Source organism: Janthinobacterium sp. YR213, from assembly GCF_900099875.1.
GTDB classification, from domain to species: domain Bacteria; phylum Pseudomonadota; class Gammaproteobacteria; order Burkholderiales; family Burkholderiaceae_D; genus Janthinobacterium; species Janthinobacterium lividum.
The window spans coordinates 1-13,767 of the sequence record NZ_FNDA01000006.1 but is presented as its reverse complement, the minus strand read 5'-3'; the positions used below and the strand labels follow the sequence as shown (position 1 = coordinate 13,767).

At 62.9% G+C, this 13,767-nt stretch carries 13 protein-coding genes; 11 read left to right on the top strand and 2 right to left on the bottom strand.

Going from position 1 to position 13,767, the window contains the following annotated elements; translation table 11 throughout:
• Positions 1-56: 56 nt before the first annotated feature.
• From BLT98_RS23710 to BLT98_RS23675, 8 genes are read left to right on the top strand one after another with little or no spacing between them, the layout of a single operon-like run.
• Positions 57-1,868: a methyl-accepting chemotaxis protein gene (locus tag BLT98_RS23710; RefSeq protein WP_092612120.1), complete on the top strand. Its 1,812-nt coding sequence runs from the start codon at positions 57-59 to the stop codon at positions 1,866-1,868.
• 4 nt (positions 1,869-1,872) lie between these two features.
• The gene (locus BLT98_RS23705) at positions 1,873-2,328 is read left to right on the top strand and encodes a chemotaxis protein CheW (RefSeq protein WP_070259684.1); all 456 of its coding nucleotides are present in this window, start codon (positions 1,873-1,875) and stop codon (positions 2,326-2,328) included.
• Positions 2,325-3,575, top strand: a complete 1,251-nt coding sequence (locus tag BLT98_RS23700; RefSeq protein WP_092612117.1) for a CheR family methyltransferase — start codon at positions 2,325-2,327, stop codon at positions 3,573-3,575. The genes BLT98_RS23705 and BLT98_RS23700 overlap by 4 nt, the downstream gene beginning before the upstream one ends.
• A 9-nt stretch (positions 3,576-3,584) precedes the next feature.
• Positions 3,585-4,271, top strand: coding sequence for a chemotaxis protein CheW (locus tag BLT98_RS23695; protein ID WP_070277945.1), 687 nt, complete (start codon positions 3,585-3,587; stop codon positions 4,269-4,271).
• Positions 4,268-6,556 carry a hybrid sensor histidine kinase/response regulator gene (locus BLT98_RS23690; RefSeq protein WP_070259677.1) on the top strand — a complete coding sequence of 763 codons (2,289 nt, stop codon included), beginning with the start codon at positions 4,268-4,270 and terminating at the stop codon, positions 6,554-6,556. The genes BLT98_RS23695 and BLT98_RS23690 overlap by 4 nt, the downstream gene beginning before the upstream one ends.
• 10 nt (positions 6,557-6,566) lie before the next feature.
• Positions 6,567-7,619, top strand: a complete 1,053-nt coding sequence (gene cheB / locus BLT98_RS23685) for a chemotaxis-specific protein-glutamate methyltransferase CheB (RefSeq protein ID WP_070259761.1) — start codon at positions 6,567-6,569, stop codon at positions 7,617-7,619.
• Between the two features lie 10 nt (positions 7,620-7,629).
• Positions 7,630-8,655 (top strand): diguanylate cyclase, encoded by a 1,026-nt coding sequence (locus tag BLT98_RS23680; RefSeq protein ID WP_070277941.1) that lies wholly within the window; start codon positions 7,630-7,632, stop codon positions 8,653-8,655.
• A gap of 25 nt (positions 8,656-8,680) precedes the next feature.
• Positions 8,681-8,995: a pyrimidine/purine nucleoside phosphorylase gene (locus BLT98_RS23675; RefSeq protein ID WP_034785044.1), complete on the top strand. Its 315-nt coding sequence runs from the start codon at positions 8,681-8,683 to the stop codon at positions 8,993-8,995.
• Between the two features lie 75 nt (positions 8,996-9,070).
• Here the strand turns inward: BLT98_RS23675 and murB are convergent, their stop codons facing one another.
• Positions 9,071-10,099, bottom strand: coding sequence for a UDP-N-acetylmuramate dehydrogenase (gene murB / locus BLT98_RS23670; RefSeq protein WP_092612114.1), 1,029 nt, complete (start codon positions 10,097-10,099; stop codon positions 9,071-9,073).
• Between the two features lie 185 nt (positions 10,100-10,284).
• Here murB and BLT98_RS23665 point away from each other — a divergent pair, with 185 nt between their 5' ends.
• Positions 10,285-10,770 (top strand): YajQ family cyclic di-GMP-binding protein, encoded by a 486-nt coding sequence (locus BLT98_RS23665; protein ID WP_034759416.1) that lies wholly within the window; start codon positions 10,285-10,287, stop codon positions 10,768-10,770.
• 183 nt (positions 10,771-10,953) lie between these two features.
• Positions 10,954-12,219 carry a nitronate monooxygenase gene (locus BLT98_RS23660; protein ID WP_070277935.1) on the top strand — a complete coding sequence of 422 codons (1,266 nt, stop codon included), beginning with the start codon at positions 10,954-10,956 and terminating at the stop codon, positions 12,217-12,219.
• A 54-nt stretch (positions 12,220-12,273) separates the two neighbouring features.
• Here the strand turns inward: BLT98_RS23660 and BLT98_RS23655 are convergent, their stop codons facing one another.
• A complete protein-coding gene (locus tag BLT98_RS23655; protein ID WP_092612111.1) occupies positions 12,274-13,572 on the bottom strand; it encodes a leucine-rich repeat-containing protein kinase family protein in 1,299 nt (432 codons plus the stop codon).
• Here BLT98_RS23655 and BLT98_RS29370 point away from each other — a divergent pair.
• Positions 13,567-13,767 (top strand): hypothetical protein (locus BLT98_RS29370; RefSeq protein WP_211615098.1); only part of this gene is annotated, 201 nt, incomplete at its 3' end. The genes BLT98_RS23655 and BLT98_RS29370 overlap by 6 nt on opposite strands.

Sequence of the window (13,767 nt, the reverse complement as noted above, 5' to 3'; positions counted from 1 at the left end):
CATGGCAAAATGCTACAGTGCAATTGTGCTGACCTTCCCGCTTCCGGAGCCCTCCCATGTTCAAAGACCTGAGTATCAAGAATAAACTGTACCTGGGCTTCGGCTCCATCGTGGCCATCATCCTGATCCTGCTGGGCGTGGCCTACAACAGCTTTTCGCGCCTGTCGGAAGCCAATGCATGGGACCGCCACACGATGGAAGTGCTGGTCGAGATCGACAGGATTCACAATTCCATCCTGCAAATCCAGGTGGAAGCACGCGGTTTCATCCTCACAGGCAACGAAGCCTCGCTGAACCCTGGAACGGACGAGATGGCGGTGCTGAGCCAGCACACGCAAAAAGCCATCGCCATGACGGTCGACAACAAGGTACAGTCGGAACGCTTCCGCAAGATCGACCAGCTGACCACCACCTGGGTCAAGGAGTGGATCAATCCCCTGATCGAGAAGCGCCGCGCGCTGGGCAACGCGCCGGGCGCCACGGAAGCGGTGGCGCGCACCATGCCGCCGACCGGCTACCCGGCCGTCGCGCAAGCGAACAAGCTGCTTGACGAAGTCGCTGCCGAAGAATCCCGCTTGCTGGTCGAACGCACGGCCACCACGACAAAATTGCAGGAAACCATGATGCTGACGCTGGCGCTGGGCGGCCTGCTGTGCGTGGTGCTGGCGCTGGGCATTTCCTACCTGCTGGGCCGTTCCATCCTCGGCCCCCTGAACAGCCTGACGGACGCCGTCGGGCGCATCGCCGGCGGCGAGCAGGGCGCGCGCGCCGCCATCATCTCGCGCGACGAGCTGGGCAAGGTGACGGAAGAATTCAACCGCATGGCGCAAACCATCCAGGACAACCAGGCCAACGAACTGGCCGCCACCAACACCTTGCGGGCCAAGGTCGATTCCCTGCTGGAAGTGGTGTCGAAGGCGGCCTCGGGCGACCTGACGGGCAAGGTCGGCATCACCGGCAATGACGCCATCGGCCAGCTGGGCAACGGCCTGGCGAAGATGTTCGAAAACCTGCGCAGCCTGCTCAACAATGTGCAAAAGGCCGGCATCCAGGTGACTACCTCGGCCACGGAAATCGCCGCCTCGGCACGCCAGCAGGAAGCCACGGGCATCGAACAGGCGCAAACCAGCGTGGAAATTCTCAGCACCACCAAGGAAATCTCGGCCAACACGAGCCAGTTGCTGAAAACCATGGAAGACGCCACCGCCGTGGCCGACTACACGACGAATGCCACGGCCGAAGCACAAAACAACCTCAAGCGCATGGACTCGACCATGCAGCACATGGTCTCGGCCACCGATTCCATCAACGCCAAGCTGGCCGCCCTGTCGGAAAAAGCCAGCAATATCAATAGCGTGCTGATCACCATCACCAAGGTGGCCGACCAGACCAACATCCTGTCGCTGAACGCCGCCATCGAGGCGGAAAAAGCGGGCGAAGCGGGCCGCGGCTTTTCCGTGGTGGCGACGGAAATCCGCCGCCTGGCCGACCAGACGTCCGTCTCCACGTGGGATATCGAGCAAATGCTCAAGGAAATGCAGTCGGCCGTTTCGGCCAGCGTGATGGGCATGGATAAATTCTCGGAAGAAATTCGCCGCAGCGTGGGCGAAGTGCGGCAAGTGGCCGAGCAGCTGTCATCCGTGATGGACCAGGTGCAGAAACTCACGCCGCAATTCGATGCCGTTCTGCAAGGCATGCAATCGCAGGCGATCGGCGCTTCGCAGATTTCCGACACCATGATGCAGCTCAACGATGCCACGCAACAGACGGTGGAATCGCTGAAAGCCACCAGCGAAGCGGTGCACCAGCTGCAATATGCGGCGGGCGACCTGCAGTCGAGCGTATCGACCTTCGCCGTCACCATCTGATCCCATGAAAGTACTGCTCTTTCACATCGGACGCGACCGCTATGGCCTGCCCCTGGCCGGCATCGTGCGCGTTCTGCCGCTGCTGGAGCTGAAACAGTTGCCGCTCACGCCAGACTACGTGGCCGGCCTGATGGACTTGCACGGCACGCCCGTGCCCGTGATCGACCTGTCGCGCCTGGCCGGGCTGCCTGCCGCCGCCGCGCAGTTCGACACGCGCATCGTCATCGTCGACTACCGCGCGCCTGGCGGCGCCACGCATGCGCTGGGCTTGCTGGCCTCGCAGGTGCGCGGCATCGCCGACATCGATGCGGAAAAGCTCGACGACAGCGGCGTGACGACGGCGCCCTTCCTGGGCCAGGTGGCCAGCGACGCCGACGGCATCGTGCAACTGGTGGAACTGGAGCACCTGCTGCCGCCCGACGTGCGCGCGCTGCTGTTTCAAGACGCGGGCGCGGCATGACGGCACAAGCCCTGCTGCGCCGCGCGACCGGCCTGTCCGTCTCCAAAGCCGTGGCCGAACGGGCCGTCGGCCAGCGCATGGAGCAAACGGGCTTCAGCGATAGCGAGGCCTACCTGCAGGCGCTCACGCCGGCCGAAATGACGCAATTGATCGAGCTGGTGGTGGTGCCGGAATCGTGGCTGTTCCGCGACCCGCAGGCGTTCTACGCCACCGTCGAACTGGTGCAGGAACGCTGGGCACGGGGGCGCGCCACGCGCATCCTGTCGATCCCGTGCGCGGGCGGCGAGGAACCGTATTCGATGGCCATGGCGCTGCGCGACGGCGGCGTGCCGAAACAGGCGTTCAGCATCGACGCGTATGACCTGAGTCCCGGCTGCATCGAGCGGGCGCAGGCCGGCGTATATGGCCGCAACGCGTTCCGCGCGCAGGACGTGGCCTTCCGCGACCGCTATTTCACGCACGTGGCCGACGACGCCTACCGCATCATCGACTCCCTGCGCGAACAGGTGACCTTCAAACAGGGCAATCTGCTGCAGTTCGATACCGCCACCTACAGCCGCCATTACGACGTCATCTTCTGCCGCAACCTCTTGATTTACTTCGACAAGCCGACCACCCGCGCGGCCATCCACAACCTGTCCGCCCTGCTGGCCGACGACGGCATGCTGCTGGCCGGCTATGCGGAAGTGCCGTCGTTCTGCCAGAACGGCTTTGCGCCGCTGCAGTTCCGCCAGGCCTTCGCCCTGAAGAAGGAGACGGCGACGCCGGCCAGCCCCGTGCAAGTGGCGCCGCTGCCGGCCACGCGCCCCCTGCGCAGCGTGCCGCCCGCGCCAAGGCGCGCCGCCGCAGCCGTCCCTGCCGCCGCGACAACACCGCGCACGCGCCCCGTGTCCGTGCCATCGCCGGCGCCGGCCGCGCAAACCGCGCAGGCCGATTTGCTGGCCGAGGCGCGTCTGCTGGCCGACCGTGGCCAGCTGCGCGAGGCCGGCGAAAAATGCCATGCCCACCTGGCCAGAGTGCCCGAGGCGGCGGAAGCGTATTTCATGCTGGGCATCATCAATGAACTGGCCGGCAAGATGGATCTGGCCGACGATTACTGGCGCCGCTGCATCTACCTGCAGCCGGACCACTACGAAGCGCTGTGCCACCTGTCCCTGCTGGCCGAACGCAATGGCAACCACACGGCCGCCGCCACCCTGAAGGCGCGCGCGGCGCGCATCTACCAGCGCCGCCAGGCGTCCAACTAAGGGGCAAGCATGACCAACCTCATCGCCACCGAGTCCCCCGCCGCCATCGACGACTGCTGGAACCATATCGGCGTGGTCGGCGACCAGAGCTGCCCCAAGCTGCCGGCCAACGTGCATTGCCGCAACTGCGACGTGTATGCGGGCGCCGCCCAGCGCAACCTGCAGCGGCCCGTGGATGAACACTACCAGCGCGACTGGGCCAGCCACTTCCGCCAGATCGATGCGGGCGGCGAGGTTCGCGACAGCTCGGTGCTGGTGTTTCGCATCGGCCGCGAATGGCTGGCGCTGCCCACGCGCGTGTTCGACTCCGTGGCGCCGCAGGCCAAGCCGCACGTGCTGCCGCACCGCGGCGGGCGCGGCCTGGCGGGCATCGTCAATATCGGCGGCAAGCTGTATCCATGCATGTCGCTGGCCAGTTTGCTGGGCATCGACGAACAGGGCGCGCCGCCGGCCAAGGGCCGCCACACGTTCGCGCGCCTGCTGCTGATGCGCTGGGAAGAGCAGGCCTACGCCCTGCCCGTGGCCGACCTGCACGGCATCGTGCGCTATGCATCAAGCACCGTGCAGGCGCCGGCGGCCACCATCAACAAGGGCCTGTCGCGCTATCTGTCCGGTGTCATCACCGAGGGCGACATGCGCATCGGCTGCCTCGACACGGCGCTGATCGGCTTTCAACTTGCGAGACTATTACGATGAGCCAGGACCAGCACGGCGACCTGAGTGCCTTTTCCATGCTGGACCTGTTCCGCATGGAGGCGGACAGCCAGACCCAGATCCTCACCGACGGCTTGCTGGCGATGGAGCGCCATGCGGGCGACGCGGCCGCCGTCGAAGCGATGATGCGCGCGGCGCACTCGATCAAGGGCGCGGCCGCCATCGTCGGCCTGCAGGTGGTGGTGCAGCTGGCGCACGGGATGGAGGACAGCTTTGTCGCCGCCCAGCATGGCCGACTGAAACTCACGCCGGAGCGGGTCGACGTGCTGCTGTCGGGCGTCGACCTGATCGTGCAGCTGTCGCGCCTGGACGACGCGGGCGCCGAAGCATGGCTGGCCGCGAATGCGGCGCAGATCGACCAGACCCTGAACGCCATCGCCGGCATCGCCGAGCTGCCCGAATTGCCGGCCCTGCCCTCGGCGCCTGCGCCCATGCCGGCGCCGGCAGCGGCCACACCACAGGCTCCCGTGGCCAGCGGCCTGGCGGTAGAGGAGCCGGAAGCGGCCGCGCCTGCGCCGCGCACGGGGGCCGCACCAGCCAAGGCCCCGGCGCAAAACTTCGACAAATTGCTGTCGCTGGCCAGCGAGTCGCGCATCAACGCGCACCAGATGCACCCGTTCATCGGCGCGCTGCAGCGCTTCAAACGCAACCAGAGCAGCCTGTTTTCCGCCATCGAGCACCTGCACGAAGCCATTGCCCGCGCGGGCGACGCGGGCCTGATGGAAAAGTCGCTGCTGGCGCTGCAAAAGACGCAGCCCCTGAAGCAGTTCATGCTCGAACACATCGCCGACATCGAAACCTATGAGCGGCGCTTGCTGGCCGTCTCGCAAGGCATGGTCGACGAAGTGCTGGCGCTGCGCATGCGCCCTTTCCGCGACGGCATCCATGCATTTCCCCGCATGGTGCGCGACCTGGCGCGCAGCCTGGGCAAGGAAGTGCAGCTGGAGATCGAGGGCGAAGACACCCTGGTCGACCGCGACATCCTGGCGAAGATCGAAAGCCCGCTGAACCACATGCTGAGGAATGCCATCGACCATGGCATGGAAGGCCCGTACGAGCGCATCGACGCGGGCAAGGAAGCGCTAGGCACGATACGCATGGAGGCGCGCCACCGCGCCGGCATGCTGAGCATCGAAATCAGCGACGACGGCCGTGGCGTCGACCTGGAAAAAATCCGCCAGTCCGTCATCGAGCGCAAGATGGCCAGCCCCGTCATGGCCGCAGCGCTGTCGCCGGGCGAGCTGCTGGAATTCTTGTTCCTGCCCGCCTTCAGCCTGAAGGAAAAGGCGAATCAATTGTCCGGCCGCGGCGTGGGCCTCGATATCGTGCACGAGACGATACGCCAGCAAAACGGCACGGTGCGCCTGGAATCGGAACCGGGTCGGGGTTTCCGCGCCCTGATCACCCTGCCGCTGACGCAATCGATCGTGCGCGCGCTGGTGATCGACATCCAGGGCGAAGCGTACGCCATCCCCATCGTCAAGGTGGAAAGCGTGGTGCGCGTGCCGCAGGCGGCCATCCATACCTTGGAAAACAAGCAGTTCTTTGAACTCAAGGGCGAGCATCTGGGCCTGGTCTCGGCGGCGCAGGTGCTGGAACTGGGCGAAGCGGCCAACCAGGCAGAGGACTTGCCGGTGGTGGTGATCGGGCGCGGCAAGCAAAGCTATGCCCTGGTGGTCGACGCCATCCGCGGCGAGCAAAGCCTGGCGGTGCAAGCCATCGATCCGATTTTCGGCAAGATGCGCGATATTTCCGCCGCCGCCCTGCTGGACGACGGCGAGCCGGTGCTGATCCTCGACGTGCCCGATTTGCTGCTGTCGATCGACAAGCTGCTGCACGAGGGCGGCCTGCACCAGCTGGCGCAGGCGGGCCACGCGCAGCAGCGCCGCGCCAAGCGCATCCTCGTCGTCGACGATTCGCTGACGGTGCGCGAGATGGAGCGCAAGCTGCTGCTGGCGCGCGGCTTCGAGGTCGACGTGGCCATCGACGGCATCGACGGCTGGAACGTGGTGCGCAGCGGCGAGTACGACCTGGTGATCACCGACGTCGACATGCCGCGCATGGATGGCATCGAACTGGTTTCGCTGATCAAGAAGGACTTGCACCTGCACAAGCTGCCGGTGATGATCGTCTCGTACAAGGACCGCCCGGAAGACCGCGCGCGCGGCCTGTCCGCCGGCGCCGACTATTATCTGACCAAAGGCAGCTTCCACGACGAGACCTTGCTCGACGCGGTGGCCGACCTGATAGGAGATGCCCGCTTATGAGTTGTACTTCATGAAAATTGCCATTGCCAACGATGTCGCCATGGCCGCCGAGGCCCTGCGCCGCGTGGTGGCCAGCACGCAGGAGCACCAGGTGCTGTGGATCGCCCGCACGGGACTCGAAGCCGTGCGCATGTGCGAAGGCAACCGCCCCGACCTGATCCTGATGGACCTGAACATGCCGGAGATGGATGGCGTCGAGGCGACGCGCCTGATCATGGAGCAAAGCCCGTGCGCCATCCTGGTGGTCACGGGCCGCCCGCAAGACAATGTTAACCAGGTCTTCCGCGCGCTGGGCGCGGGCGCGCTCGACGTCACCGCCACCCCCGTGCTCCAGGGGCAAGTGGGCGGCGACAGCGAACTGCTGGCCAAGATCAAGACCATCGGCAAGCTGATACGCCACAGCGCAGAACCTCCGCCGCCGCGCCAGGCGAACGGCAATGGCGGCGAACGGGGCGATGGCCAGGTATCGACCCTGGTGGCCATCGGCGCCTCGACGGGTGGCCCTTCGGCCGTGGCCAGGGTGCTGTCCGGCTGGACGGCGCCGCCCGGCTGTGCCATCGTGGTGGTGCAGCACATCGACGAAACCTTTGCCTCGCACTTCGCCAAATGGCTCGATGACCAGCTCAGCATGCCTGTGCGCGTGATTGCCGAAGGCGACGAACTGGTGTCCGGCACGGTACTGATCGCCAAGACCAATGATCACCTGCTGCTAGATCAAAATTATCGTTTGGGTTACGATGCAGCACCACGCGAGTATGTTTACCGTCCTTCCGTCGATGTATTCTTCAACTGCGTGGCGGAGCACTGGCGCGGCGACGCCATCGGTGTATTGCTCACAGGCATGGGGCGCGACGGCGGTGATGGCTTGCTGGCCATGCGTCGCGCCGGCAAGACGACCATCGCGCAAGACCAGGCCAGCAGCGCTGTGTACGGCATGCCGCGCGCGGCGGCCGAACTCGATGCGGCGCAGCACATCCTGCCATTGGATAGAATTGGCGCCAGCCTGCGCAGCCGCCTGGGCGCCAAACTCAACAATGGGTGGGAGCCCTCCCCTAACATCTGAAAAGAATGCAATGCCAGAATTTTCCTCCAGCTTCATCCAGCAAGAACCCGCATTGACCGAATTCAAGGTCAGCGTCCTGCTGGTGGACGACCAGTTGATTATTGCTGAGGCAATCCGGCGCATGCTGAGCGATCAGCAGGATATCGAGTTTCACTATATGACCGACGCCACCCAGGCGCTGGACACGGCGCTGCGTTTGCAACCGACCGTCATCCTGCAGGATCTGGTGATGCCGGGCATCGACGGCTTCGCCTTGATCAAGCTGTACCGCGAAAACGAGGCGCTGGCGCATGTGCCGGTGATCGTGATGTCGGCCAAGGATGACCCGAAACTGAAGGCGCACAGCTTTGCCGTCGGCGCCAACGATTACGTGGTGAAACTGCCAGACCGACTGGAGTTGCTGGCGCGCATACGCTATCACTCGGCGGCCCACATCAGCCGCTTGCAGCGCGACCAGGCTTTTCGTTTCCTGCGAGAAAGTCAAAAAAACCTGGCCGACGCGAATATCGAGCTGCAGAAACTGGCCGCCCTCGATGGCTTGACGGGTATCGCCAACCGCCGCCGCTTCGATGAAACCCTGCAATTCGAATGGCAGCGTGGCCAGCGCGACAAAACACCGCTGAGCTTGCTGTTCTGCGATATCGACCATTTTAAAAGTTATAACGATCACTTTGGCCACCTGGCGGGCGACCTGGGCCTGAAAAAAGTCGCCGCCGTGCTGACGGAACATTTGAAACGCCCGGCCGACCTGGCCGCCCGTTACGGCGGCGAAGAATTCGCCTTGATCCTGCCGGAAACGAATCCGGCCGGCGCGCTGCTGATCGCCGAAGCGTGCCGGCGCCATCTGGAAGGCTTGCAGATCGAGAATCCGGCGGCAAGCACGGGCATCGTCACCATCTCGATCGGCGTGGCCACCATCGTGCCGTCACCGGACTCGACGGTGGAGCAACTGATCAACCGCGCCGACCAGGCCCTGTACGCGGCCAAGCGTGGCGGACGCAACAGCGTGCTGAGCGCCGATGACGTCCAGGACTGATTTTTAACAGCAAGGAAAGTGAAGCATGAGCACACAACTGGACAATGTCAGCGTCGTCAAGAAGTCGAATATTTACTTTGACGGCAAATGCATCTCGCATAACGTCATCCTGGCCGATGGCACGAAGAAAAGCGTGGGCGTGATTTTCGCGTCATCGTTGCGCTTCAATACGGGCGCGCCGGAAATCATGGAAATCGTCAGCGGCCTGTGCAAGGTGCGCCTGGCCGACGCGACAGAATGGAACAGCTATGCCGCGGGCACGCAATTCAAGGTGCCGGGTAATAGCTATTTTGATATTGAAACGGTCGAAACCGTCGACTACGTCTGCCACTTCGGCTAATCCACGCAGAAAAAACGTCCATGGCTGCGTTGCACTGTCTTGCCCTGAACATTTTTTCAAGCGCGGATTGACTATTTAGACAAACACAGGCTCGGGCGACAGGCGCACGCCATATTTCGCCTCTACATCATCCTGTATTGCTGCCGCCAGCCGGGTAATGTCCGCGCCACGAGCGCCGCCATTATTCACCAGAACCAGTGCCTGCTTGGGATACACTCCCGCGGGCCCCAGGTTTTTCCCCTTCCAGCCGCACTGATCGATCAGCCAGCCGGCCGCCAGCTTTTCCGTGCCATCGGGCTGCGCATGGTGCACGAGGGTCGGGAAACGTTCCAGCAAGGCAAGACATTGCTCGCGCGACACCACGGGATTCTTGAAGAAGCTGCCCGCATTGCCAATCACGGCCGGATCGGGCAATTTTCTCCGGCGGATCGCCATCACCGTCTCGGCTACCTGTTGTGCTGTCGGCTCGGCAAGATTGCGCTCGGCCACCGCCTGCGCCAGTTCCGCATAGCGCAAATTCGGCTGCCACTCGGCCGGCAAGGCAAACGTGACTTCCAGCACGATCAGCTCGCGTCCGTCCGCCTGCTTGAAGATACTGTCGCGGTAAGCGAAGCGGCAAGCATCGCGGTCCATGTCGAAGACGATGCCGCTGGCGCTGTGCATGACGCTCACGCTATGCAGATAATCCTTGATTTCAACGCCATACGCGCCAATATTCTGGATAGGCGCCGCGCCTACCGTGCCGGGAATCAGGGACAGGTTTTCCAGCCCGCCCACGCCTTGTGCCAGGGTCCACTGCACGAAATCGTGCCAGTTTTCGCCGGCCGCGGCAGTGACGAGTACCGTCTCGAAATCCGCCTGCGCCAGGCGCATGCCGCGCGTGGCCATGTGCAGCACGGCGCCGGGAAAGTCGCCCGTCAGCACGATGTTGCTGCCGCCGCCCAGTATCAGGCGCGGCATGGCGGACAGGGCGGGATCTTGCAGCGCGGCGTGCAATTCGGCCTGCGAGGTGATGCGTACGTAGGCGGCCGCGTTGGCCGTGATGCCGAAGGTATTCAGGCGCTGGAGGGGGTAATTGTGTTCGATGGTGAGCTCTGCAGACATGGGATAGGGAAATTTTGCTCGATTATAGAGCGAAAGCGACAAAAAACCACCTCAGGACAAGGGCGACTTGCCCGTTGTCCGTTAAAATGTCGCATCTTTAACAGGGCCGTCCAATGGCGCAGAATCAGCCGCCAAGGCCCAGCGCGCCGAGCGTGCGCTCGCTTTAACAAGAAAAGGAACAGACCATGCCGTCATTTGATGTAGTCTCCGAAGCCGATATGATCGAAGTCAAGAATGCAGTCGAGCAATCCAACAAGGAAATCACGACCCGCTTCGACTTCAAGGGCAGCGACGCCCGCGTCGAGCACAAGGAAAACGAATTGACCGCGTTTGCGGACTCGGAATTCCAGCTCAGCCAGGTGCGCGACGTGCTGACCAACAAATTGACCAAACGCAAGGTCGATGTGCGCTTCCTCGACGAAGGTGACATCAAGAAGATCGGCGGCGACAAGGTCAAGCAGATCATCAAGATCAAGAATGGCATCGAATCGGATGATGCGAAGAAAATCGTGCGTGTCATCAAGGACAGCAAGATGAAGGTGCAAGCGAGCATCCAGGGCGAAGCCGTGCGCGTCACGGGCGCCAAGCGCGACGACCTGCAGGCGGCCATGGCCATGCTGCGCAAGGACGTGCCCGACATGCCGCTGGAATTTAACAATTTCCGCGATTAATTTCGATGATGCGCACGCTCCGGCCTGCGCTTGCACCGGCATGGCGGCAAGCTGCCTCGGAGCGCCTGCCCGCTTGGGGTAGAATTGAAGCTGCGCGCAGCTACATGCGCCCGCGCGCCTGACCGGCGGCGGGCTTGACCGTACATCTGGCTCAGTGATAACCACGGTAGTCTAAGGATAGCAATGAAACGTGTTGATGATTTCCGCCTGCGATTTGGCAAAAAAGAATATGTGCCCATCATGATAGGCGGAATGGGTGTGGATATTTCCACGTCGGAGCTGGCCCTGGAAGCGGCCCGGCTGAACGGTATCGGGCATATCTCCGATGCCATGGTGGAAGACGTGTCGGATCGCCGTTTCGACACCACCTTCGTCAAAGACAAGACGAAACTGTACAAGTTCAACATCAATAACAGCGACAAGGCCGTGGTGCAATTCGACCTGGGCCGTCTGGCGGAAGCGCAGCGGCTGCATATCGGCCGCACCATGGAAGCAAAAAAAGGCGATGGTTTGATCTTCGTCAATTGCATGGAAAAGCTGACCATGAATGGCCCGCGCGAAACCTTGCGCGTGCGCCTGAATGCGGCGCTGGACGCGGGCATCGACGGCATCACCCTGTCCGCCGGCTTGCACTTCGGTTCGTTCGCCCTGATGGCCGACCATCCGCGTTTCCGTGATGCCAAGCTGGGCATCATCGTCTCGTCCGTACGCGCCTTGCAGATTTTCCTGCGCAAGAACGCCAAGCTCGACCGTTTGCCCGACTTCATCATCGTCGAGGGGCCATTGGCCGGCGGCCACCTTGGTTTCGGCATGGACTGGGCCAATTACGACCTGCACACGATCACGGCGGAACTGCTGGCCTACCTGAAGGCCGAACAGCTGGACATCCCGCTGATCGCCGCTGGCGGCATCTTCACGGGCAGCGACGCCGTTTCCTTCCTGGAAGCGGGCGCGGCTGGCGTGCAAGTGGCGACGCGCTTTACCGTCACCAAGGAATGCGGCTTGCCAAACAAGGTCAAGCAGGAATACTACAAGGCCTCGGAAGAAGACATCATCGTCAATGGCGTCTCGCCGACGGGCTACCCGATGCGCATGCTGAAGAACACGCCCGCCATCGGCGCCGGCATCCGGCCAGGCTGCGAATCGTATGGCTACCTGCTCGACGCAACGGGCAACTGCGCGTACATCAACTCGTACAACCGCGAAGTGGCGGCCCATCCGGAACAAAAAACCGTCGTCGTGATGGACAAGACGTGCCTGTGCACCCACATGCGCAACTTCAACTGCTGGACCTGCGGCCATTACACGTATCGCCTGAAGGACACCACGCATAAGCTCGACAACGGCGAATACCAGATCCTGACGGCCGAACACGTCTTCAAGGATTACCAGTTCAGCGTCGACAACCAGATCGCCCTGCCAGAAAAAGAAATCCTGGTGGCAAGCTGAATCTTGCCAACCTGAAATGAAAATGGCGCAGCCTGCGAAGGCTGCGCCATTTTTTTATGCGGGGAGCATGTCCCGCAATGCCAGTTCGATCGCATCGAACCTTGGCCGCCGCAATATTTCTTCCTGCAAGCAAGTTTCTTGCAAGGCATGCAAGGCGGACAAAGGCGTCGCACAATGCGCGATCAGCTCGCCCAGCAGCACGCCAAAGGCACGCGCCTCTATGCCCTGCAGCAAGTCCCCGCGCGGCGAGCCCGGCGCAAACATGGACGCCGCGCCAAAGTCGCCCAGCAGGCAGGTGCCGGCGTCCGCATGCAGGATATTGTGTGCATACAAGTCGCCATGCACGATGCCGCGCGCGTGCAGCTGGCACACGGCCGAGGCGATGCCATGGGCAATCGTCAGCGCTTGCGGAATATCAAAGCTCACACCATCGGCATACACGTCGCGCGTGCAAGATTCCAGGCTCGGCGGCCCGGCCAGGTTGCGAAAGGCCGCGTCGATGAGCGGCATGACGAGTCCGAGCGCTCCTTGCGGATGTGCATCGAGCGTCCCGAGGATGGGAATCAGGCCCGGGTGCGCACCGGCGCCGACACAGGCGGCCATTTCACTGCGCGGCAAGCCGTCGCTGGTCATGGCCCCCTTGAACACTTTGACGGCGACATCATCCACGCCATCCAGACAGGCACGGTAAATCACCCCCGATGCGCCCTCGCCCAACTGCTGCGCCAGTTCCAGGCGCGGCCATGCCACGCCTGCCGCAGCTGTCCCAGCCAGGGCCGCCAGTTCCCGCGCTTCCGTGCAGGGATTGCCCGCATACGCGAGCCAGCTCAGGCGTGGCAGGGACAGCAGGCAGTCGGGCAGCGCCGTGAAACGGTTGGCGGCGATACGCACCAGTTCCAGACGGCGGCAGTTCGTCAACGAAGCGGGCAAGCTGTCCAGGCAATTTCCCGCCAACATGAGTTTCTGCAGCTCACTACACTTGCCCAGTTCGTCCGGCAAGGCTTCGATGGCATTGTCGGTCAGGGTCAGCCAGCGCAGCCTGGCTGGCAAGGCGGCAGCAGGCACGTGGCGGATCCGGTTCGCCTTGAAACCGATCATTTCCAGCGCAGGACAGGAACCAAGCACGGCCGGCAAGCTGGTGAACAGGTTGTCCGAGCAAAAAATGATGCGCAGCTTGTGCAGGCGTGGCAGGTCGTCGGGCAGCGTGGACAGCACATTGCCGGACAGGTCGAGGATTTCCAGGCTGTCGGCCAGGTCCAAGATTTCGCGGGGGAAGTCCGTCAAGCCGCAGGATAGCTTCAGGCGGCGCAGGCCGGCCAGTTGGCCAGCCCGTAATTGCTCCAGTGTATGCACAGCAGACAAGACATCCCTTTCAAAAACCCGGCAATCGCTGGTGCAGTTAAAACCAGCGGACGTAAAAAAACCCCAACCGGATTACCGGAAGGGGTTTTTTCGAATAACAAGCCTGACGATAACCTACTTTCACACTGGTTGCAGCACTATCATCGGCGCAAAGTTGTTTCACGGTCCTGTTCGGGATGGGAAGGG

Coding starts and splice junctions, on each gene's coding strand:
- BLT98_RS23710 (WP_092612120.1), top strand. CDS start 57: ATGTTCAAAGACCTGAGTATCAAGAATAAACTGTACCTGGGCTTCGGC.
- BLT98_RS23705 (WP_070259684.1), top strand. CDS start 1,873: ATGAAAGTACTGCTCTTTCACATCGGACGCGACCGCTATGGCCTGCCC.
- BLT98_RS23700 (WP_092612117.1), top strand. CDS start 2,325: ATGACGGCACAAGCCCTGCTGCGCCGCGCGACCGGCCTGTCCGTCTCC.
- BLT98_RS23695 (WP_070277945.1), top strand. CDS start 3,585: ATGACCAACCTCATCGCCACCGAGTCCCCCGCCGCCATCGACGACTGC.
- BLT98_RS23690 (WP_070259677.1), top strand. CDS start 4,268: ATGAGCCAGGACCAGCACGGCGACCTGAGTGCCTTTTCCATGCTGGAC.
- cheB (WP_070259761.1), top strand. CDS start 6,567: ATGAAAATTGCCATTGCCAACGATGTCGCCATGGCCGCCGAGGCCCTG.
- BLT98_RS23680 (WP_070277941.1), top strand. CDS start 7,630: ATGCCAGAATTTTCCTCCAGCTTCATCCAGCAAGAACCCGCATTGACC.
- BLT98_RS23675 (WP_034785044.1), top strand. CDS start 8,681: ATGAGCACACAACTGGACAATGTCAGCGTCGTCAAGAAGTCGAATATT.
- murB (WP_092612114.1), bottom strand. CDS start 10,099: ATGTCTGCAGAGCTCACCATCGAACACAATTACCCCCTCCAGCGCCTG.
- BLT98_RS23665 (WP_034759416.1), top strand. CDS start 10,285: ATGCCGTCATTTGATGTAGTCTCCGAAGCCGATATGATCGAAGTCAAG.
- BLT98_RS23660 (WP_070277935.1), top strand. CDS start 10,954: ATGAAACGTGTTGATGATTTCCGCCTGCGATTTGGCAAAAAAGAATAT.